The sequence below is a fragment of the Pseudomonas sp. FSO-7 genome (assembly GCF_059579345.1).
Genome location: NZ_CM184193.1, coordinates 4,430,662 through 4,451,392, shown reverse-complemented (window position 1 = coordinate 4,451,392; position 20,731 = coordinate 4,430,662). Strand labels below are relative to the sequence as shown.

Genomic DNA, 20,731 nt, shown 5'->3' with positions numbered 1-20,731 from the left:
CCTTTTTTGGTGCGCCCAGCATGGGCGCAATCTTGTGGGTGAAAGTCCCGCCGTAAGCTGACCACAGCGAATGAAGTGAAGCGCAACTGCATGAGGGCGACCGAGTGTGGGGAGGAAGCGTGGAGCGAAGCCGTGAGCCGATGAACAAGAACCGGATATAAGGCGAAGCCGACCAGGGTGAGCGGGCCAAAAACCGCGAAACTCTTGTGGTCAAAGGGCGGCTGCGTAGATCCGGCGGCTGTGCGGTGAAGGATTGCGTTCTTACCTGGGGAGATCTCGCCTTATGCCTGAAAGGGCGACGGTGCAAACCGGAGCGAGAAGTCAGCAGAGGCCGTAGTAGTCTTTTTTTCTTTTTTGACGAAGGGCCGAACGAGAGAAAGCGTCATAGGCCATGTTGATGCGAAAGACCGGAAGTCAGATGCCTGCCAAACGCGGGGCGGATGGGAGGGACGCGAGCGGTGAAGCCGTGAGTGCCTCCATCAGCGACGAGGTCAATTGCCCGCAAGATGAATCCTACAACGCAGGGCAAGGGCTGCTGGAACGGGCCTTTGCGAGAGCGAACCTGAAACGGGCTTGGAGACGAGTCAGGGCCAACAAAGGAGCTGCTGGAGTCGACGGTTTGGACATTGAACAGACCGCCAAACTTTTGCAGTCCCGATGGCCTGTGATCTGCGAACAGCTTCTTTCAGGCGTCTACCGGCCCAGTCCGGTACGGCGCGTGGTCATTCCCAAGCCTGACGGCGGTGAACGCGAGTTAGGCATTCCAACGGTCACCGACCGGTTGATTCAACAAGCGCTGCTGCAAGTCCTGCAACCACTGCTCGATCCAACCTTCAGTGAACACAGCTACGGCTTTCGTCCGGGGCGCAGTGCGCAGGACGCCATCCTGGCGGCTCAGCGCCATGTGTCTGCGGGGCTCAAGGTGGTAGTGGATGTTGATCTGGAGAAGTTCTTCGACCGGGTCGACCACGACATCTTGATGGATCGCTTACGCAAACGGATAGCAGATCAGGCGGTCATTCGCCTGATCCGTGCGTATCTGGATGCGGGAACGCTGATCAATGGCGTGGTCGAGAAAAGCCGCCTGGGGACGCCGCAAGGCGGCCCGCTGTCGCCGTTGCTGGCGAACGTGCTGCTGGACGAAGTGGATCGAGAGCTTGAACGCCGAGGTCATAGTTTTGTGCGCTATGCCGATGATGCGAATGTGTACGTTCGCAGTCAGAAGGCCGGGCAGCGAGTGATGTCCTTGCTCAAGTGTCTGTATGAAAAGCTGCACTTGAGCGTCAACGAGAGCAAGAGTGCGGTGACGAGTGCGTTCGGTCGCAAGTTTCTGGGATACGCCTTCTGGGCCTCTCAGGGCGAAGCCAAGCGAGCCGTCTCATTTAAAGCGCAAAAGCAGTTCAAGCAGCGAATACGCTGGCACACCCGACGCTCATGTGGCCGTAGTTTGCAGCAGATCGTCGATGATCTGCGCCCTTACATTCTGGGTTGGAAAGCTTATTTCGGACTGTCGCAAACCCCAGCCGTCTGGCGCGAGCTGGACGAATGGATACGGCACCGATTACGAGCAATCCAGCTCAAGCAATGGAAGCGCGGAACGACGACCTACCGGGCGTTGCGGGCACTGGGGGCGAGTGTGGAAGTCGCGAGGAAGATCGCGGGGAATGCTCGCCGTTGGTGGAGCAACAGCCGGTATGAGCTGAACCGTGTGCTGAGTATCGCCTGGTTCGACAGCTTGGGTTTACCGCGTCTCTCCTGACCTCAATCTCTCGAACCGCCCGGTGCGGACCCGCATGCCGGGTGGTGTGGCAGGGGAACGGCCTATGAAGGCCGTCCCCTATGCCGATTTGTTGTTTGGAAACGCTTTGGAAAAGCGGCCACGGATAGCAACCCTTTGATCGCAATGGAAGTATCAAAGTATGGGCTCATGGAAGACCTTGGTAATCGCGGTCACGGTATCGATCAGCGCCCAAGCCAATGCGGAAGATAAGGGCTCGTATCAAAACTCGATGATGATAACGTTGGTTCCAACCGTCCTCCTCTCGGGGACTACGGGGCTTTCCGCGCTGGGTGCAAAAACTTCAAGCCTGCCAAGGCCGATGCGCTTGCATTCATTGGCTCTGATGGCGAAATTCGCGGCGCTTAGTTTGAGCAAGCCGTACGCTATTACCGTACGACATACAGGCCGGCGATGATGACGGACCAGCAGCTTGCCTTAGCGATCGTAACTTCGTATTGAGCAGGGACTAGATACTTCGCTGCGTTGCACTTCCATCGAATGAGTTCGTTTGGATCAACTAACAGTCGACTAGAAAATAAATCCGTCCCTTTTACCGAATACATAGAGGCATCGGTGCTGAGAGGGGATTCAACGGAACTGGAAAACAGCGCGCCTATCCAGAGCCCCGACATTGATCGGGGCCTTTTCGTTTTTAGCCGAGCCGGTTTTTTTGTTGCTCCACATCCTCGTCGTGAGTGGGCCCCAGGTCTTCATGTTTCAATCTCGCAAGGCTAAAAGCGTCCCAGCCAAGTTTGCTGAGGCGTTTAGCGCTTTCACTTAGCCACCAAAACTCATCGTCGTCACCGTTTAGAGCTACGGTTGCGATCTTTGGTGGAACAGTGGCGTACTCCTGTGCCAGACCAGTTGGCAAGTTCAATTCATCCAAGCTTTTACTGGCAAGATGCACGAGGTAACGGGTGGCCGTCGGCTCTTGAATTCGGCGAATCAACAATTTGGTTGGGTTCTGGGTCATTACCTTAACATCAACGTAGAGTTCAAGAGCTTCCAAGGCGCGTTCAACCTGATCCATCTTGGAGGTGTGAAGAAAGTCAACCAAGCGATCACCTTGGGCCTGATGTACGCCAAGCAGCCGGCACAAGTCGGCCTTTCGCATATTTCGCTCCATCATGGCGTTCCACAACGCGATCTTCGCCACAGTCACCGCGGGTAGATGCACGACGTGCTCGCCATCCTGGGGGGCGGACGCTGGCGGAATCGCACGACGCTCATCGACGTAGATGGAGAGGGCGGATTCGATTCCGTCCAGGGCTTCACGGATTGCGTGTCCCCGATCATCCCCGTAGCTGTTTAGCTCTGGCAGATCACGGCAGAAAACGGCAACGCTTGGAGCGCTACAGTCCTGTTCGAAGCGGATTGCATAGTCGTACATGGTCGCTCCTTGGAGGTGATCGTTCAGCATTCAGATGTGGTGAAGGGGCTCTTCAGAGCCCCAGTTGTTTACGGATTGGTTCCGGCATTTCCTTGGAGCCGTGATCCGCGAAGGTTGTCCTGTTGCCGTTCGGGCGGTAGCTTTGACGTGGCTTCCTTTGCCTACTTCGAAGGTCACCCCTTGGGCCTTCAACCATGGTCTGAACTCGCTGAACGTCTTCACCTCGGATCGTTGTTTGGATGGATCTACTCTACAACACTTATGTAGTAATACAATACTTTTGTGGGAAAACCGGGACAGACCACGATTGAGAGCCAAGTAAAGTTACTTCAAATCGTGGTCTGTCCCCGGTTTCCCGGTGCGAGCCCTGACGGGGGCAACTGACTGATGATGAGTGAACTCAAAACCGTGGTCTGTCCCCAGTCTTTCCAATTGCTACAGACCCAGGCTATTACGCCGCTGAAGAAAAGTAAGCTAAGGATCAAAAACGACTAAGCAACCCGACTGGGAGGCGATCGAGCGAGCCTACCGGGCTGGAGCGCTTTCCGCAAAATACCCAGTCAGGCGTAATGGCATTCATGGCAACGACGATGAATTAAACTCTGAATTTGACCGTAGGGATTGCGATCATGAGTTGGCAAATTAGACAAGCCGTCCTCAGCGACTTAGAAAGTTTGGTGCGCGTGGATTCTTTAGCGGAAAACGACCATGGTCGTCGGGCTCAAATCGCAAGAGCGATAAGGCAGGGCGAATGCTGGGTCGCTTGTGATGCGGACGATCCCGCTGCCCCTGTCGGTTACGGATGCTTGGATAAAAGTTTTTTCGGTGAGTGGTTTGTTCCGCTCGTGGTCGTCTCGGATACACACAGGCGATGCGGGATAGGTAGGAAGATCATTGCTCACTTAGAGCATTGTTCCTCTGCCAAAAAGATCTTTACTTCGACCAATATGTCCAACACACCCATGCGGGAATTGCTTGTGCAGCTTGGATACCAATCTAGCGGTGTAGTGGAAAATCTTGATCCTGGTGATCCGGAGCTGATTTTTATGAAGGTTCTTGAACATTAGAGATGCCTGCATTTCTCTGATTCATCTTCATCGATAGCGGCTTACCATTGATGTTCAAATCTGGGGGGAGTCATGTACAGGCCGTACCCTCCGACGTCATTGCTTGAATTGTCGGAGCTGTCTGACTTCGGCATCCGCCTGGCTCCCGCCCCTGAGATCTGGGAATGGCTTCAGCAAGAGATCCTTGCCGACACCGGTAGCACAACGAAGACCACGCCCATCTGATCGATGCGGACGTGAGAGTCATGTGGGCATCTGCTGCATTCACGAAGAAGGGCCGCACAGTTGTCGGGCAGGCCGAGCAGGTAGCGTTCCGCGCCGGTGGCTGGCAGAAAGCCCGAATGGAACAGCAGATGCGTGATTGGTTCGGCAATGTGCCGGCCTACATCATCACCTTGGCTGCCGACTACTGCGCTCAATGCTACGACGCTGACTTCTGCACATTGGTCGAGCATGGGGCTGTGCCACATTGCTCAGGCTAGGGATCAGTACGGCGCACCCAAGTTCACCTAGGAAGGCTTGCCCAAGCTTGAGATGCGCGGACACGACGTTGAAGAGTTCGTCGGTGTCGTGCGTCGGTACGGTGCGAGCCCTGACGGGGGCAACTGACTGATGATGAGTGAACTCAAAACCGTGGTCTGTCCCCAGTCTTTCCAAGGCACGTACCCGCGCATTGCGGGCCAAGTCCTATAAGTGAGCGCTCCGTGAGTGATAACCTACGAGCTCTTCTATAAATGATATTGGCCAATTATGAAAAGCTGTGTGAGGACGCTCGGAGCTAGCCTCGCTAACAGAATAGTGATTCCCGCCGCTTGGGTATCGGGGCTTGCGATGATAGGACTCTTGTGGGGCATGATAGAGTTTTCGCCCGGTAAGCTTACAGTCGAAGGACGTCAGCTCTTCCTGGCTTCTGTTTCTATTTTTTGCCTCGCCATATGGTACTTGATATGGCGCAAGAGACGAGCAAAAGCACTTGTAGCATCCATCAACCTAAAAGAAGGTCTGAGCCTTGACGATACTCAACTGCTCGGCTATCCAAGTCCCATATTTCTTGCCTTTGACCTCTCCAACAAGAAGCTCGCTCAATGCCAAAGCGCCACCGGCGACTATCAAATTCGAGACTTCACGTGGGTAACAGGCTGGCAGTGTGAGTGGAAACAGGTTGACAGCAGGGTGTCGGGCGGGGTTCTTCAGATAGTCGATGGGGCAGGCATGAGCGTTCCAGCCGACGAGATTCGGCGTAGATTCATAGGATTCTCACTGGTTTTGACGGTTGCCGATACAAGTCATCCTCCCCTCCGTTTTCCAATGAACCGGAGCGCAGCTGAAGGGTGGTGTACCCGGTGCGATGTACTTTTCAAGTGCTAAACACGAAGCATCACACCAAAGATAATTATCTTTAGAACTCGCGGCAGCGCTGATGCTAACGGAATGAATGCAATTGTCGGCGCCAGCAGCCCGGCGATCAGTCGCCAGAAGAAATTGAGCATCAGTAGTGCTGACCTGTTAGCGTTGCGTGAAAGGGACATGGATGGGTACAGCGAAGGGGCAAACCATGTGTTCCGATGTCTATTCGGAATGAGGACCGTTAATGCCGTACAACTACACGAACGGCCGCTACCTGGTCTTCAAAGGCAGAGACAGCGATGGGGCGCCCTTGGGCCGGATTCATCAGGACGGAAAAGTTAGAAACCTCCAGGGTGAGCCGCTGTACTACATAGACATGGACGAACATGCGTTCTGTTCAATCGATTTTACCTTTCAGGGCACTATACAAAAATGTCGCGGCACGTTTTGTGTGCTCAGCGACAAAACGCTTTTCACATTTTCCGAGATGAAAGTTAAGCCACTGGGAAACGAGACCGAGGAGCAGGCGCTTCACAGGGAGTTCAAAAGGAGGGCGCTAAGTTTGGCAGGGCAGATCGTCCAGGCGAAAAATGAGATGGTACAGGCACGCTTGGATATGGCCTGGTCCAATTTAAACCCTTTGCGCCGTTTCCGTGCCTTCTTCACGAGCCGAGCCCGCAGGGAGCGAGCATCGCTAGGGTGGCGTTACAGTGGATTGGAAAGTGATTATGAGTTCAAATCGAAGTCTGTCCCGATTTCCTCATCGGCACTCGCGACAATGGTCTTGCGGGCTGCGGATGCAAGGAAAACGCGGGCAGACCACGATTATGAGGCGGTCCGATTGCAGGTGAACTCAAATCGTGGCCTATTCCCAGCTTTCTGGTTTCCGCCGATTGTGGTGGGTTGTATAGCGACACTCGCAGCAAGTCCTCGTCGTAGCTCACGCTGGGAAAGCATCCAATCAATCTACACTCCGCGTTTTTGCCAGGACACTCGCCAAATTGATTGAGACTTATATGAAAAACGCAGTTTTGGCACTCTCACTGGTCACACTGGCAGCCTGCATGCCTTATCAATCAGTGACCTCGCCAGATCCAAATTGGATGCGTCTGGGTGGACATGAGCCTGAAGGTTATCCAAGGACGTTTGTTGAGAACCTGAGCGGCAATTGCTCTCTGGTTACCGAGTCATGGTCTGATGGACGAATCAACGGTCGTCTTCTGTGGACCAAGAAGCAGTCTCGAAAGGCTATTACCTGCCCATAGGCGCCTGTGTAAGGGCCGATTTCGTGCCGGGAAGAAGGGACAATCCCCGAATGCACCGCCAAATTAATGTACGCAATATCGTGGTGTGTCCCCGCCTTTGACCCCGCCCTTGGCTCGTAGCAGCGAAGTAATGGTGCTAAATTCTGCGCGTCCAGCCTGTGGGCCCATCTGGCCCGGCGGGGATAGTTAACGCCTCTCTCAACGATTTTGTGGATATGGAAATTCAATGAACGCATCCAAGCTTTCGATTGCGCTGGCCTGTGCTGTTGCTGTCTTGATGTTGAGCGGATGCGCTGCCTCTGTAAAAAGCGGCGGGACTGAAACGCTCGTCATTCAGGAGTCAGCCAAGCAGAACCTGGTCGTAAACTTTCAAGGCAACAGCAAGGTTCAACAAAACGAGGACTGGCCTCGCTTGAAGCAAGAGTGGAATGACGCCCTGCAAGTCGAAGCGACTCGCGCCGGCTACAGGCTTACAGAGGCTCAGGCATCAAGCCAGGCGGGCAAGGACGGTGTCGGTATCAAGATCAACGTGACCAATTTCCGTTACCTGACCCCAGGCGCTCGCTACGGAGCAGGGGTCATGGTGGGAAATGCGTGGGTCAATTCCAGTGCAGATTACTCGGACTTGAAATCAGGCCGCCTGATTGGAACTCGGACATACGACACGTCGTCGTCTGCCTGGGAGGGCGTCATGTCGGCTATGACCCAGGAGCAGGTTCAGGCGATTTCTCAGAAAATCATAAGTGATATCAAGAGCGCAAAAGCCAAGTAATGCGATCCTGGTTAACTGGCGTCATGAGTGAACGAATAAAGCAGGTTGCGCAAGAGCACGGATGAGTCAATGGAAAACACAGGGATTCTGGAGCAGGGCTTGGATCTATACGCTGTTGCTATTTCTCATAGGGTTTATCACTGATTCCGATGCGAGTTGGTTGGGCGACGGCTCATCCAAGCCCAAGCGGGTCTTCAGCCTTGGCTTCATGGCGTTCTGTGCGTTGGTGGCTGTGTTTGAACTGATAGCGCTGAATCATTTCTATGGTGCGAGTAGTTGAGGCATAGCGATTCCTTTGCCGCTATAGCGGTTGAGTTTTAATGAGCGGTAGTGGCTATTCTTTGATGTGAGTTTTTTGTTATCTTTTTGGTTTGTCTAAAATTAAGGGTTTTCAGATGTCTGAAAAATTCATATCGGCTTGGTTCTATGCTTCGATGGAAAGTACAACCAGGCCGACCGGTTTGCCTGGAAGCAAAACTGAAACGGTTTATGACAAAAAAACGGTGGACTTGGATAATTATGCGGATTTGCTTCTGGAGACGTATGAGACATTCGATGAGCAGGGGTATGACGTTGTGAACGTAGTTCCGATTTCCACGGCTCTATCAGAAGAATGTACTCAGAGAGGCGGGGCCTACGTTGGAGATGTTGCGTTCTCGGTTACGCGAGGAGCTGTGGTAATCGGAAAGAAGAAACTTCCTTAAGCTGCAGGTGCTTTATTTTTTGGTCTTTCTGGATTATCCCGGATTAGGGCCATCCTCGGCAGCGCACTGGCCGCCGAGGTCGATGTGCGTCATGCGGCCACTTTCGGGTGTAGGTCAGCGTGCCATCGAGCCCGGGTCAGAGAGGGACCGGGCATACCACGGTTATTGGAGTCGCGGTCAGTTCCCAGTTTTCCCATCTCATGCCCGGCTGCATCCCTCCAGCTTCACACAATCCGGCCTCGGAACTTTTTCATTAGATGATGTCAATTTGATGGCCTGTCGCGACGCTCAATAACGCAGGATCAACCAGTGCCAGGCTGTTTCCTGGCAGGCTCAGGAACGTATGAAATGAAAGTGATTCTTGCGATGGTATTGATGTTCAGCGGCTACGCCTTTGCCAGTTGTGGCAACATCGATGATCATGACCAGCGCGCCTATTGCAATGCCAGGGAGAGTGGCAGCAGCTGCGGGAACATCGATAATCACGATTTGCGTGCGGCATGTAACGCAGAGATAGGGGGCAGTTCTTGCGGCAACATCGATGATCATGACCAGCGCGCCTATTGCAATGCCAAGCAGAGCGGCAGCAGTTGCGGCAACATCGATAATCATGACTTGCGTGCGCGGTGCAACGCGGAGACGGGTAACAGTTCCTGCGGCAACATTGATGACCGTGACCAGCGCGCCTACTGCAATGCCACGACCGGCAGCAGTAGTTGCGGGAACATCGACAATCATGATCTGCGTGCTCAGTGTGAGTCCATGAAGCGCTGATTGGGGGCATCGGCGGTGGGGTGGGTATGGAACCCTGCATAGCGTTCTGCCGTGCGATCGATGTATTCGCGTCGAAGCTGATGAAGCAACGCGCCCGAGGACGATTAATCAATGCCCAAGAAACTTCAGGAAAGCAAAACAGCGACAGCTGCTGACATTGAACGCTCTATCCAGGCACTGAACAAAATGGCTGAACGCCTCTGGGGTGATGGTCGGGAGGCTGAGGCGAAAGCCCTGCTCGATGCCTTGGATGCTTTAAACAGGGCGCTCGACAGGATCAGGATTGGGGAGAGCCGCAGGGTTCTTCATTAATGCTTGAAGGGAAAGGGGGGCGCCCACGATATGAAACGAGCCGATGACGCGGGGTCCAAATCGTGGTCGGCTACGGGGCCTGAAACTGGTGCAGCGCCACCATCATCGCAATCATCACCGCAGCAATTCCTAATCCCATCGTCCAGTTCGACTCGGGCGTATCCTTGAACCACATACCTTTACGCGGGTAACGCCCCAAGCTGATGAGCTTGACTATCGGCCAACCGATTGGAAAGAAAATAGCCCGCCCTACAGGTTCGAGAACGAATTCCAATAATGCGTCCAACATCGTAGCTCCCCCTCGCACATGCGATCCTCGGTAAGCGTATCGCAAGCACGCCTCGCGTAGTAAACGGACGCCCACTTATGAGACGGGCTGATTTGCAGGTGAGCTCAAATCGTGACCTGGCTCCGGTTTTAGTCATGCCCGCTTGTTCAATGGCCATCGCGATTGCGCTGCAGCCACTCATCGACGGCTTCTCCGAGCGTTTTAGGGGGGCCATTACGTATCCAGGCCATAAAGCCTCTATCAAATTTAAACTTCGCGCCGCAGTGCTCCACCATGAATCTGCGGACGTTCTGTGTGTTTCGGTAATGCTTGCAAACTGGCGTATCTCTTGTGAGCTGATCACTGTGCCAATTAAAACTCATGGGGCGGGCTCCATGCTGAATGATAGGTTGAAGTGACGTCGCCAGGCGGTGACGAGAGCACTTCGTACTCATGTCCAATAAGCAGTTTAAGACCTCTGATAGCGGCGCCCACTGCCCATTTTCGATACTCTCCCACGCCTGCCCTCAGGTAACCCAAGCCATTCAAGGAAGAGTCATGAACAGGACGCTCTGTACCGCGCTGAGCCTTTCGATTATTACGTCATCTGCTGGGTGCGCCACGAAACCTGTGAGGGAACCGTTCAAAGCCCCCCAGATTTACGGCTATACCTTGAACCAACCGCTGTCCAGCGATGAGTTCAAGGCGCTTTCCGCTACCGGAGCAGAGTCGCTCACGGGCTACAAGGTCTACAAGCGCGTCGATGACCAAGGCGATACTTACGAGGTCGTTCTCGATCATCAGGTTCGCCCGGATTCCATTAGGAAGAAGAGTCGTGCTTTTACAAGTCAGCCTGAATGTGAGGCTGAGTTTGAGGCGCAGGTCGCCCAGTTGGAGCAGCTCCTTGCCAGTCACGAAAGCCGTACACCAGTGCCGGGTGATCGTTATGTCGGCTTGTACACTACGAAATGCAATTTCAATCGGCACGATCAATCCCCAACCTATCGTTATGCCCTGAGCCTGTCCGAGAGCATTCTCGCTCCACCATCGAAACGAGGCCTGGGCGATAAGATCCATGACGCCTACGGGGCCGCCTGGATGACGGTGTTCACCATCGCCCTGTTGCCGTTGGTGCTGGTTGGTTTGGCCGTTGATAAGGCCACCGATTGAGTTTCGTTCGGTCTTGGTTTTTATGGGGAGGGAGGTAGCCCGCGATTTTGAGGCCACTCGGGAAAAACGGTTGCCTACACTGGATAGCTCACTCATCGAAGGACATTGAATGCTCATCGTCTTCAGCGGCCTCCCCGGCACCGGAAAAACCACCATCGCCCATGATCTCGCCGCTACAATTGGCGCCGTGTACCTGCGGATCGATACGATTGAGCAGGCGATTCGAGGCTCGGGCGCGCTTGCGCAATATGTGGGGAGCAGTGGTTACAGGGTTGCCAATGAGCTTGCCCTGAGTAATCTTCGTTTGGGGCACACCGTCATCGTTGATTGTGTCAATCCCGTCCTCGAAAGCCGAATCGCGTGGAGCGAAGTTGCCTCGCGGGCGGGTAGCCGGTTGGCAAATATCCAAGTGATCTGCTCCGATAAACATGAACATCAGCGCCGGGTAGAAACCAGGAGAGGTGATATTCCTGGACTGACGCCACCCACCTGGCAGTCTGTACTGGATCATGAATATGAGCCGTGGGATGAAGTTCCGTTTTGCATAGACACAGCCCTGGTCTCTGCGGTGCAAGCGGTCTCGATGGTCATTGACCGATTCCTGCCCAATGAGTAGCGCAAATCCAGTGTCAGGCCCCAGCAGGCAGTGAGCATCGCCTCGTAATGAATTGACCGGCGGTCCGACCCTTTGGAATTACTGCCGCCCGGGGGACTCCACTCATCGAGGAATATGTATTCCTCAATGGCGGTGAACACCGCCCGAGGTAAATGGAATGACGTCGTTCGAAGAATTCAGGGCCACATCCCATGAGCTTCTCAAAGAGCTCGATGCCGCAACGATAAAAATGATGATGCTGGTTTCTGCGAAAGAGGTATCCGGTCCTTCTTGGGAGGATGCTACCCAGCGGCATCATGACGCTGTGGATGCTTGGCATGCCTTTCTCAATATCCCTACGAATTTCGCGGCGAATCCGCCTCTTCCCTGAGGGCGCGGAAGGAAGAGGACGGATCGAGCCTCGCTGTTCTTCTGTGCAGAAGAGGCCGCAGGGATCAGTTAGGCTCGTACGGCCACAGATTCAGGGGATAGATTTCCTTTCCTGGTCCGGGGTGAGGCTGGCAGGAGCATCCGGTTCTGCGACGCTCCGCCCCAACAACCACTCACTGAACACCCGCACCTCCACCTGCCGCTCCCGCCCCGGCACACACACCACGGTATACCGCGCACCCGCCAAGCGAACCTCAGGCCGGTAATCAACCAACTGCCCACGCGCAACAGCCTCAGCAACCAGCACATTGCTGGCGAGCACCAGCCCGTGCCCGGCGATCGCGGCCTGCAGTGCATGCTGTTCCTCGTCATAACGCCGCACGCGCGCGTTCTCCAGCCAACCCGGGGTACCGGCCTTGGCGCACCATGTAGGCCAGTCAACCGCTACGCTCGTGCTACTCAGCCATGGCACGTCGATCAGTTCGATAGGCGAGCCCGCTGCGGGTGGTTGCCAACCGGGGCGGCAATAAACGCCAAAGTACTCATCCAATAAAGGCTGTTCGAACAGCTGTGGGTCCGGCCTGAACAAGGCGCGGATCGCCAGGTCGATACTGGCGTCACGTCGCAAGTCCACCACGTCATTGCTGCTGTGCAGGCTGACGTCGATCTCCGGGTGCAACCGATGAAAGTCCCCGAGGCGAGGGATCAGCCACAGGCTGGCGAACGCTGGCGTTGTGCTCACCACCAGGGACTGCGTGGCACACGACGGTGACAGCACTTGCAGGCCCTGCTGGATATCGAGCAGGGCGCGGTGCATGTAAGGGTGAAGGCGCTCGCCGTCGGCGCTCAGGCGCACGTTTTGGCTGGAGCGTTCGAACAGGCGCACGCCAAGGAAGGCTTCAAGGCTTTTGACCTGATGGGAGATCGCCGCCGGGCTGACGTTCAGTTCCTGGGCCGCCGCCTTGAAGCTGCCCAACCGTGCGGCGGACTCGAAGCCGCGCAAGGCGGTGAGGGGCAGTTTGGCGAACATGGGCGGGTGGGTTACTCAGGTTGAGCGTGGCTCAATTTAGCTCAATTGTGCGCGAGTGCTCAACTTGCCAGGCTGTGGTCTTCCAACCCCTCAGCCCAGGAGCCCAGCGATGCAAGGCACACCCCGTAAAATCCTCCAGGCCATCCTCTACGAGGCCGGCGGCGTGCTGTTCGTGGCCCCGGCGCTTGCGCTGACCTACGAACAAGGGATGGGCTATTCAACCCTGCTGTCGCTGGTGATTTCTGCCGTCGCGCTGGCCTGGAACATGCTTTTCAACGGCCTGTTCGAGTGGTGGGAGCGCCGTCAACCCAGCCGCCATCGCAACTGGCAGCGACGGCTGCTTCACTCCCTGGGATTTGAAGGCGGCTTGACGCTGATCCTCACTCCGGTGATCGGCGCATGGTTGGGCATCAGCCTGTGGCTGGCGCTGGTGACCAACCTGGGGTTGTTCGTGTTTTTCTTTTTTTACGCGCTGGTTTTTCAATGGGTGTTCGATCGGGTGTTTGATGTTCCGCTTTCGGCGCAGGCCGATCAGGTTTCTGTCTCTAGCCCCCGCTGAGTCAGTTGCAGGAATTTGTATGGGAGGCCGCCACATCTCCTTGGAGAGGCTGGACCGACCGTTATGAAACCACGCATTGGCCCGCCGGGGCAGGGTGTCATTGGTCGGCGACTCGTCTAGACCGGGGGTTGTACGGGGATAAAGGGTTGTCACGCAGGTTGATGACGACTACCCTGAAAATGTTCGGATTGTTACGAGAGATTTCGAGCGTGGCGATTTTCGGTCAACCCACTTAAGGACGAGGTGAACACAATGTTTTCTCATGAAGGTACTGCAATAGAAGTGTTGCTCTTCATTTTTGGCTTTGCCGGGTTTGCCCTGGCTCTGTGGTTTGTTCATGCCTATTTCGAACGAAAGGCTAAAAATGGTGTAAAAAAACAACATTTAGGTCATCGGGACAGTTGAGCATCGGCTGATACTGCTCCTCAAGAATTCAAGGCTCAGAAACAACAAGCCCGCACACTCATGACGAGGTGCGGGCTCTTGATGACCCAAGCCTGCAATCAGAGACGCATGCCTTTGAACGGGTTCCAGCCTTGTTCGCCTTTCACTTCCTTGAGGTAGTACGCGTAGTTGGCCATGAGTGCATACATCATCGACATGGCGATGCTCAGGCCAGTGCTCAATGGCCGAGGAAACTCCATGCCGATGATGGCGAAAATCACGCTCAATGCGATGTGGATCGCCAGAAAAATACCAAACAGGGCCAGGTTTTTCTTCCACAGACCCAGGACGAACAGGTAGATAGGGCCGAAGAAAAACGCAATCACGTTGGCGTTGATCAATATCTTCTTCTTGAAACCAGGCAGTGTCTTGACGGCTTCCTTGTAGCGCGGGTCGTTTGGCGCACCGTAGGTGTCAAAGAAGTCGAAGCGTTCCTGCCATTTGGCGCTGTATTTGCCAGTGCTTTGTACTTGTTCAGTCGTGCTCATTTTCAAGGCTCCTGTTTTCCATAAATAGTTGTCTTTCTTCCAAGAAATCCTGTGCCCTGGTTTCAGAGCATTGGTTGCTTTGGTTTTGTCGAAGATTCGAGCGAGTTGTCTGGGCGTTTATTTTGCCGCTTTATGACCGTTGATGTGGAACATTCCGCACGGGCAGCTTGAGCGGTCGCCTGGTCTGTGACGCGCTTCACCTTATTTGTTTCACGGGTGCCTACTGCTCCAAGGCCGTCAGGTAATCAGTCGCCTTGCGGTACTTTTCAATTCGATCCAAGTCTTTCTGGCTTGGCTCGTTCAGGCGAGATAAATCGCTGTTTTCCGCAAGGTCCGCCAGCTTCACTCGGCGCGCCATCGGGTCGCGTGCAGCCCGCTCGATAAAGGCCTGGTAAGTCTCACCTTCGCGTTTGGTGAGCGCGTCGATTGCGCCAAGGACCGCCTCGCTGAAGCCTTCATCGCGCAGGTCGCCGAGGGTTATCGCGGTATCTTCGACCACGTCATGCAGCACCGCCACGATGCGCTCTTCGTCATGGGCCAGGCGCAACATGACCTTCAGGGGGTGCAAAACGTAAGGGGAGCCGCCCTTATCCACTTGCCCTTCATGGGCCAGCGCGGAAATCGATATCGCTTTTTCAAGGGTGCTCATGGCATTCACCTGTGGCGTGGTGGCAATTTGAATGACGTCCATTTTGAATCGGGGAATGGGGCACGGTACGCGCTCAACGCAGGCTTTACGACGAGTAGGATTCGCCGGGTTGACGGGTATAGGTCCGCCAAGAAGTTTTCCACATGAAGATTCAGCCTCATACTCCCAGCTTTTACACCGTGGATAACCAGAAGAGGCGATGTTTTGTCGAGCGATCAACCCCATTTGCATGAGCTAAAGCTGAAGCACATTTACGACGGTTTCAAGCAACTGATCCCCATTTCTCTTTTTGTCGTCGTGTTCGGCGTTGCTTTCGGCCTGGCGGCTGCGCAAACGGGCTTGAGCGATACGTCGGCCGTGCTCATGAGTACCCTGGTTTTTGCCGGCGCTTCTCAGTTTGCCGCGCTGGATCTGTGGGGGCAGCAAGTGCCGGTCGTTCCGCTGATGATCACCGTCTTCGCCATCAACGCCCGGCACTTGTTGATGGGCGCGACGCTTTACCCGTGGTTGCGTGAGTTACCCGTTGCCAAACGCTACGGTGTGATGCTGGTTGTCTCGGACGCCAACTGGGCCATGGCGATGCAGGCGTTCAATCGGGGCAAGCCGGGGCTGGGGATTCTGTTCGGCGGCGGCATTGCACTCTGGGTCACTTGGATTTTGGGGAGTTGGCTGGGGCTTCATTTTGGCAGCGCCATCGAGAACCCGGTCAGTTTCGGGCTCGATATGGTGATGGGCTGTTTCTTGTTGGCGATGGTCGTGGGCGGGAAGAAGAACCTGCGCATGTTCATCATCTGGACCGTGGCGGCCTGCTCATCGCTGTTGGCTTACTGGTATTTGCCGGCTAACAGTCATGTCGTGGTGGGGGCTTTGGCGGGAGGCGTTCTGGGCGCATTGTGGATGGAGAAACAACAATGAACATTGAAACGGCGGGTTATGGCACCTTGCTGGTCATCTTGATAATGGCCGCCGTGACATTGGCGACTCGGTGGGGCGGCGTTTTCGTGATGTCGTTTGTGCCGATCAACTATCGGGTGCAGCAGTTCATCACGGCCATGTCGGGTTCGGTGTTGGTGGCGGTGCTGGCTCCGCTGGCCGTTAAAGGTGATCACGGTTCGCGCTGGGCGCTGCTGATCACGGCAATTGTCATGTTGATCCTTAAAAAACCGCTGCCGGCGATTGCGGCCGGCATATTTGCAGCGGCTTTAGCCAGGCAGTTCTGAACGGCCGAGTCGCCCGCCCACAAGCGGGCGACGGAGCCCCATCAACACTCAGGTCAAAAACTCAGCGCAGCCGCTTCTCCAAACGAGTGATCCTGCCCCCCCGTCATGAAGTGCAGAGACATCTCCTGTGGCGCCTCGATGGGTGGAATTTCAAAACTCCCCACCACCTGGCCCTGAAGCGCGCTCAGCCGCATCGACTCTTCTTCCTTTAACTTTGCCATTCTCGCGTGGTTCGCTGCGATTTCGTTGAGAGTTGACACGGTACATCTCCGTTTGCTGACCAAGCATTGATTAATTTGCCGCCGCGTCAGAATTACGTCGTTCTTGGCTGCTAAGACAGGCCAGTGCAAACCCTGAGCCAGACAGGGCCGCTTGTTGGCCCCGACATTTGACAGGTGACGAATGGAGGGGCAGACGTACCTCGACGCTGGCAACGTTTCAACCATGCCTCAACAATAAGTCACTGATAATACAAACCGACGCGCCGGCAGGGTCAGTCGGTATCGGTGCGGTAGACGCTTGCTCCGAGGGTTGAATGCCTGTTCACCAAGACCACCGCGGCTCCGATCAGACTGGTGACAACCGCCAGCAGCAGAATCACCTGCTGCGTGCCAGCCGGCGCGGCCAGCACCGCGACGAGCAGGCCCGCGAGCGGTTGCGACAGGTTGTTGAGCAGCGTAATGACGCCGACGGTCTTGCCGAAGTCCTGGGGTGGAATGACTTGTTGGCGCAGGGTGCGGAAGTAGACGTTGAACATTTTGTCGAAACCGACGATCAGCAAGAAACCGACGACGTAGCCCCCTGTGTTCGGGCTGAGGGCGGTGACGAAGGCGCCGACGGCAATCAGGGTGTAGGAGAGGGCTCCCAGCAGTTTCAAGGGCAAGGTCACCCGGGCCAGGAGGAACAGGATGACAATGGTGGTCAGCGCACCGGCTGCCTGCAACCCGGCGTAATCATCCTTGCTGGCGCCGTACTGGCCGATGACCATGGCCGCCGACGTGGCGAGGGTGACGCCGATGATCAGGTTGACGCCCACCGCCAGGCTGATGATTTTTTTCAGTTCCGCCAGGCTGCGAATGTGGCCGAAGGCAACGCGCAGTGGGTTCAGCCAGAGGTCGTGATGTTGCTCGAAGGTTTCCAGGGTGACTGAGCTATTGCGCTGCCAGTACCCCATGGCCAGGTCCGCCAGTAGGAACAGCCCGGCAATCGCCAGCACTACCCAGTGCCACGCCCACACCTCAAGCAACAGCGCGGCGATCAGCGGGCCCAGTACCAAGCCGGTCTGGTCGGCGATTTGCGAGTAGGACAGGGTCTTGGTGTAGGTGTAATGCTTGAAGATGTAAGGCATCACCACTTCGCGGGCCATGATGCCCTGGGTGGTCAACACGCCGCAGAGGGCCGAGAGCGCCACGATCCAATAGATGCCACCGAAGACCCCATACAGCACCACCGCCCCGCCGCAGGCCACGGCGCGATATACCTGGCTGATGTGCAGGATGCGAATCGGCGGGAACTTGTCGCACAACGCGCCGCAGATCGGGAACGCCAGATAGCGTGGCAAGGATTCGACGAAAAAGGCCAGGCCTGCCCAGGCGACGCTGTTAGTGGTCTGGAACACAATCAATGGGACGATGAACAGCAAGATCTGGTCGGCCAACCGAGAGAGGAACATCGAGACGAAAAAAGCCAGGTAATCCTTGCGCATGGCGCTCCTTGATTGCGGCGTTCAGGTGTAATCCAGTCGGTAAGCGGCGCACAGTGTGATATGGAACTAATATCACCGTTAGTCTCTATATCTTTACAGGGGCCATCCCTTTTTTGAGAGAACTGCCATGTTCAAATCGCGCTCGTTGATTGCTGCAGTGACCTGTTTCGCCCTGGCGACGGGCCCTGGCATTGTTGTCGCAGACCCGGGCAACGGCAAGGGAAACGCTCAATTCGATCAAGGCGCCGGTCAGGGACAGGGAGGTAAGGGCGGGCAGGGCAACAAGGGTGGTCAAGGAAATCCTGGCAACAAGGGCAACCAGGGCGGCAAGGGAAACCAGGGCGGTGGCGGCGGCGATTGGCATAACGGCCCGAGCATCGACCGTGGCGGTATTCTGGGGGTGATTGGCGGCTATCGCGATTATTGGAGCCCCGGCCCGGCATTGCCGCCGGGTATCCAGAAAAACCTGGCCCGCGGCAAACCGTTGCCACCTGGCATCGCCAAGAAGCTCGACGGCCGGTTGCTGGGGCGGTTGCCCCACTATGACGGTTATGAATGGCAGCAGGTCGGGACGGACCTGATCCTGGTGGCGATCGCTACTGGCATCATTTATGAAGTGCTCAATGGTGCGTTCGACTGACCTGGTGCTTCAATCAAAGGGCAGCTTCTTCGAAGTGATGCCAATCAGTGAAACGAACCTCCTGTGGGAGCGAGCTTGCTCGCGATGGCGTCTTGTCACTCACTTCATCATCGGCTGAACTGACGCTATCGCGAGCAAGCTCGCTCCCACAGTTGTCACGGGTGTTCAAGTCATCGGCATTCACCAAAAATCCCCTGTGGGAGCGAGCCTGCTCCCACAGGTTTTGTATCAGCTTTCAAGTTGTCGCAGGCGTTTGTACAAGGTATTGCGGCTGACCCCCAGCCGTCGCGCCAGGTGTGAAATGTTCCCGCCCACGGCCTGCAACTGGCGGTTCAGGTCTTCGGCATCGTTGAGGTCCACGGTCAGCGGCTCCGGTGTTTCCACCGGTTCCATTTCCAGGTCGACAAAAAAATCATCGGGCAGGTGCTCCGGACGGATCGGCTGTTCCTCGGCCATCGCCAGGGCCACTTGCAGCACGCTGCTGACCTGGCGCAGGTTGCCCGGCCAGGGATGGCGTTCGAACAGGTCCAGTACCTCGCGGCTCAGGCCGGCCCATTGGGTCGGTTCGCGATGGTGCTCCCACAGGCGTTTGAACAGCGCCTGCTTGTCGCTGCGTTCGCGCAGGGGCGGCAGTTCCAGGGTCAGGCCGCCGATGCGGTAGTACAAGTCTTCGCGAAACCGCCCCAGCTGCACCTGTTCGCGCAGCGAGCGGTTAGTGGCGGAGATGATACGGATGTCCACCGGGAACAGCTCGGCGCTGCCCACCGGTTGCACGCAACGCTCCTGCAAGACCCGCAGCAGTCGGGCCTGGGTCGGCAGGGGCATGTCGCCGATCTCATCGAGGAACAGCGTACCGCGGTCGGCCTTGCGGATCAGGCCGATGCTGCCTTTCTGGTTGGCGCCGGTGAACGCGCCTTTTTCATAACCGAACAGTTCCGATTCCACCAGCTCGGCGGGGATCGCGGCGCAGTTGACGGCAATGAACGGCTGCTTACAGCGCGAGCTGGCCTGGTGCAGGGCTTTGACGAACACTTCCTTGCCGACGCCGGTCTCGCCGTGGATCAGCAGCGGAATGTCTTTCTCCAACAAGCGCTCGGCCTGGCGCACGGCTTTTTCCACACGGCTGTCACCGAAGTGCAGGGTGTTGAGGCTGATAGCGTGGCTGGCGGGAGTCGGCGCAGGCGTTGCCTCGGTGAAGACGCGTGCTCTGATCGAGACCTGGCTCGGGCGCCTGAGCAAGCACTGGAACCGATTGCTGCCGGACGCTTGCAGGGCGAACGGCAGGCCGTCGGGTTGGTTCAGCAGTTCCAGCAACGAAACCTTGAACAGGCTTTCGATACTGACCCGTGACAGGCTCAGGCCTAGCAGGTTGTCGGCCCGGCGGTTGGCCGACAGGACCTGGCCGCTCTCGTCGAAGATCAACAACCCGGCCCACTGGCTGTCGAGGTTATTCAAGCCGGTGTTGAACGTCAGTTGGAAATGTTCACCGCGAAACAGGTTGAGGATCAGCCGGTTCTCCACGGTCTGGCTCATCATCTTGACCATGCCCAGGGTGTGGGACGGTGGCAGGTAGCTGTCGCTGGAGACGTCCAACACGGCGATGACCTTGCGCTCGGCGTCGAAGATCGGCGCGGCGGAGCCGGTCATGAAGCGGTTGGCCTTGAGGAAGTGTTCATCGTGTTCGATGTGCACCGCCTGTTCGCAGGCCAGCGCGGTGCCAATGGCGTTGGTGCCGGTGCAGCGCTCCATCCAGCTCGCCCCGGCGCTGAAGCCATGGGCCAGTTTCGGCTCGATGAAGCGCTGGGTGCCCCAGGAGGTCAGCACTTGGCCCTGGTTGTCGGCCAGCATGATCAGGCAGTTGGAATTGCTCAGGATGTTCTCGTAATACGGCAAGACCTCCTGATGGGTGGTCTGCACCAGCGAATGCTGGCTTTCCAGCAATTGGGCGATGCCTTGGGCGGGCAACTGATCGAAGGCCGGCACGCTCTGGTGATTCAGGCCAAAGGCGCGGCAACGGGACCAGGAGGCCTGGATGATGGCCTCGTGGGACAAGGCAGGAGCTGGTGCGGCCATGGGGCACTCTCGCAGGAGCTGTTTTTATTGTTGTGGCAAGTCTCGCACAGACTCCTTGTGCTGGGGCAGGCCTGAATACCACTTCATAC

At 56.2% G+C, this 20,731-nt stretch carries 24 protein-coding genes and 4 pseudogenes; 18 read left to right on the top strand and 10 right to left on the bottom strand.

Annotated elements, in window-relative coordinates:
• The first annotated feature begins 391 nt into the window (after positions 1–391).
• Together ltrA and AC515T_RS19345 are read left to right on the top strand one after the other, a co-directional pair.
• On the top strand, positions 392–1,759 hold the full coding sequence (ltrA, locus tag AC515T_RS19350) for a group II intron reverse transcriptase/maturase (RefSeq protein WP_496529475.1): 1,368 nt from the start codon (positions 392–394) through the stop codon (positions 1,757–1,759).
• Between the two features lie 160 nt (positions 1,760–1,919).
• A pseudogene (locus tag AC515T_RS19345) lies at positions 1,920–2,239 on the top strand (DUF2388 domain-containing protein).
• A 514-nt stretch (positions 2,240–2,753) separates the two neighbouring features.
• On the opposite strand, the pseudogene AC515T_RS19340 reads toward AC515T_RS19345, so the two are convergent.
• Positions 2,754–3,170 (bottom strand): annotated as a pseudogene (locus AC515T_RS19340) (type II toxin-antitoxin system HicB family antitoxin); the annotation flags it as partial.
• Between the two features lie 52 nt (positions 3,171–3,222).
• Positions 3,223–3,392 (bottom strand): annotated as a pseudogene (locus AC515T_RS19335) (type II toxin-antitoxin system HicA family toxin).
• Between the two features lie 407 nt (positions 3,393–3,799).
• Here AC515T_RS19335 and AC515T_RS19330 point away from each other — a divergent pair.
• The 8 genes and pseudogenes from AC515T_RS19330 (at position 3,800) to AC515T_RS19295 (ending at position 9,411) form a co-directional block, all read left to right on the top strand.
• Entirely contained in the window at positions 3,800–4,237 is a 438-nt protein-coding gene (locus AC515T_RS19330) for a GNAT family N-acetyltransferase (protein ID WP_496529642.1), read from the top strand.
• 72 nt (positions 4,238–4,309) lie between these two features.
• Positions 4,310–4,834, top strand: a pseudogene (locus AC515T_RS19325) (putative metallopeptidase); the annotation flags it as partial.
• Between the two features lie 994 nt (positions 4,835–5,828).
• Positions 5,829–6,593: a hypothetical protein gene (locus AC515T_RS19320; protein WP_496529641.1), complete on the top strand. Its 765-nt coding sequence runs from the start codon at positions 5,829–5,831 to the stop codon at positions 6,591–6,593.
• A gap of 482 nt (positions 6,594–7,075) precedes the next feature.
• Entirely contained in the window at positions 7,076–7,621 is a 546-nt protein-coding gene (locus AC515T_RS19315; RefSeq protein ID WP_496529640.1) for a hypothetical protein, read from the top strand.
• 61 nt (positions 7,622–7,682) lie between these two features.
• Entirely contained in the window at positions 7,683–7,901 is a 219-nt protein-coding gene (locus tag AC515T_RS19310; protein ID WP_496529639.1) for a hypothetical protein, read from the top strand.
• Between the two features lie 115 nt (positions 7,902–8,016).
• Positions 8,017–8,325 (top strand): hypothetical protein, encoded by a 309-nt coding sequence (locus AC515T_RS19305; protein ID WP_496529638.1) that lies wholly within the window; start codon positions 8,017–8,019, stop codon positions 8,323–8,325.
• 348 nt (positions 8,326–8,673) lie between these two features.
• Positions 8,674–9,099 carry a hypothetical protein gene (locus tag AC515T_RS19300; RefSeq protein WP_496529637.1) on the top strand — a complete coding sequence of 142 codons (426 nt, stop codon included), beginning with the start codon at positions 8,674–8,676 and terminating at the stop codon, positions 9,097–9,099.
• Positions 9,100–9,210: 111 nt separating this feature from the next.
• Positions 9,211–9,411 carry a hypothetical protein gene (locus AC515T_RS19295; protein ID WP_207966820.1) on the top strand — a complete coding sequence of 67 codons (201 nt, stop codon included), beginning with the start codon at positions 9,211–9,213 and terminating at the stop codon, positions 9,409–9,411.
• A gap of 70 nt (positions 9,412–9,481) precedes the next feature.
• Here AC515T_RS19295 and AC515T_RS19290 read toward each other — a convergent pair whose 3' ends face one another.
• Together AC515T_RS19290 and AC515T_RS19285 are read right to left on the bottom strand one after the other, a co-directional pair.
• Positions 9,482–9,700: a hypothetical protein gene (locus AC515T_RS19290; RefSeq protein WP_496529636.1), complete on the bottom strand. Its 219-nt coding sequence runs from the start codon at positions 9,698–9,700 to the stop codon at positions 9,482–9,484.
• Between the two features lie 146 nt (positions 9,701–9,846).
• Positions 9,847–10,062, bottom strand: coding sequence for a DUF6434 domain-containing protein (locus AC515T_RS19285; RefSeq protein ID WP_496529635.1), 216 nt, complete (start codon positions 10,060–10,062; stop codon positions 9,847–9,849).
• Between the two features lie 175 nt (positions 10,063–10,237).
• Here AC515T_RS19285 and AC515T_RS19280 point away from each other — a divergent pair, with 175 nt between their 5' ends.
• The 3 genes from AC515T_RS19280 to AC515T_RS19270 all read left to right on the top strand — a co-directional run bounded on the left by AC515T_RS19280 (position 10,238) and on the right by AC515T_RS19270 (position 11,835).
• On the top strand, positions 10,238–10,849 hold the full coding sequence (locus AC515T_RS19280; RefSeq protein ID WP_496529634.1) for a hypothetical protein: 612 nt from the start codon (positions 10,238–10,240) through the stop codon (positions 10,847–10,849).
• Between the two features lie 109 nt (positions 10,850–10,958).
• On the top strand, positions 10,959–11,465 hold the full coding sequence (locus AC515T_RS19275) for a P-loop nucleotide/nucleoside kinase family protein (protein WP_496529633.1): 507 nt from the start codon (positions 10,959–10,961) through the stop codon (positions 11,463–11,465).
• Between the two features lie 157 nt (positions 11,466–11,622).
• Positions 11,623–11,835: a hypothetical protein gene (locus AC515T_RS19270; protein ID WP_305490812.1), complete on the top strand. Its 213-nt coding sequence runs from the start codon at positions 11,623–11,625 to the stop codon at positions 11,833–11,835.
• Between the two features lie 90 nt (positions 11,836–11,925).
• On the opposite strand, the gene AC515T_RS19265 is transcribed toward AC515T_RS19270, so the two are convergent.
• On the bottom strand, positions 11,926–12,864 hold the full coding sequence (locus AC515T_RS19265; protein WP_496529632.1) for a LysR substrate-binding domain-containing protein: 939 nt from the start codon (positions 12,862–12,864) through the stop codon (positions 11,926–11,928).
• 109 nt (positions 12,865–12,973) lie between these two features.
• Here AC515T_RS19265 and AC515T_RS19260 point away from each other — a divergent pair, with 109 nt between their 5' ends.
• The gene (locus tag AC515T_RS19260) at positions 12,974–13,423 is read left to right on the top strand and encodes a PACE efflux transporter (RefSeq protein ID WP_496529631.1); all 450 of its coding nucleotides are present in this window, start codon (positions 12,974–12,976) and stop codon (positions 13,421–13,423) included.
• Between the two features lie 252 nt (positions 13,424–13,675).
• Positions 13,676–13,828 carry a hypothetical protein gene (locus tag AC515T_RS19255; protein WP_496529630.1) on the top strand — a complete coding sequence of 51 codons (153 nt, stop codon included), beginning with the start codon at positions 13,676–13,678 and terminating at the stop codon, positions 13,826–13,828.
• A 98-nt stretch (positions 13,829–13,926) separates the two neighbouring features.
• Here the strand turns inward: AC515T_RS19255 and AC515T_RS19250 are convergent, their stop codons facing one another.
• Positions 13,927–14,355, bottom strand: coding sequence for a DUF2628 domain-containing protein (locus tag AC515T_RS19250; protein ID WP_496529629.1), 429 nt, complete (start codon positions 14,353–14,355; stop codon positions 13,927–13,929).
• Between the two features lie 220 nt (positions 14,356–14,575).
• A complete protein-coding gene (locus AC515T_RS19245) occupies positions 14,576–15,004 on the bottom strand; it encodes a GTP pyrophosphokinase (protein WP_496533164.1) in 429 nt (142 codons plus the stop codon).
• Positions 15,005–15,208: 204 nt separating this feature from the next.
• Here AC515T_RS19245 and AC515T_RS19240 point away from each other — a divergent pair, with 204 nt between their 5' ends.
• Together AC515T_RS19240 and AC515T_RS19235 are read left to right on the top strand one after the other, a co-directional pair.
• A complete protein-coding gene (locus AC515T_RS19240; protein ID WP_496529628.1) occupies positions 15,209–15,919 on the top strand; it encodes an AzlC family ABC transporter permease in 711 nt (236 codons plus the stop codon).
• Entirely contained in the window at positions 15,916–16,224 is a 309-nt protein-coding gene (locus AC515T_RS19235; RefSeq protein WP_496529627.1) for an AzlD family protein, read from the top strand. Before AC515T_RS19240 ends, AC515T_RS19235 begins: the two co-directional genes overlap by 4 nt.
• Before the next feature lie 53 nt (positions 16,225–16,277).
• On the opposite strand, the gene AC515T_RS19230 is transcribed toward AC515T_RS19235, so the two are convergent.
• Together AC515T_RS19230 and AC515T_RS19225 are read right to left on the bottom strand one after the other, a co-directional pair.
• Positions 16,278–16,484 carry a hypothetical protein gene (locus AC515T_RS19230; RefSeq protein WP_192260888.1) on the bottom strand — a complete coding sequence of 69 codons (207 nt, stop codon included), beginning with the start codon at positions 16,482–16,484 and terminating at the stop codon, positions 16,278–16,280.
• A gap of 233 nt (positions 16,485–16,717) precedes the next feature.
• Entirely contained in the window at positions 16,718–17,929 is a 1,212-nt protein-coding gene (locus tag AC515T_RS19225) for an MFS transporter (RefSeq protein WP_496529626.1), read from the bottom strand.
• A 127-nt stretch (positions 17,930–18,056) separates the two neighbouring features.
• On the opposite strand from AC515T_RS19225, the gene AC515T_RS19220 reads away from it, so the two are divergent.
• Positions 18,057–18,569, top strand: coding sequence for an anti-virulence regulator CigR family protein (locus tag AC515T_RS19220; RefSeq protein WP_496529625.1), 513 nt, complete (start codon positions 18,057–18,059; stop codon positions 18,567–18,569).
• A 228-nt stretch (positions 18,570–18,797) separates the two neighbouring features.
• Here the strand turns inward: AC515T_RS19220 and AC515T_RS19215 are convergent, their stop codons facing one another.
• Complete coding sequence (locus AC515T_RS19215; RefSeq protein WP_496529624.1) at positions 18,798–20,642, bottom strand: sigma-54-dependent Fis family transcriptional regulator; 1,845 nt, start codon at positions 20,640–20,642, stop codon at positions 18,798–18,800.
• Positions 20,643–20,731 lie beyond the last annotated feature (89 nt).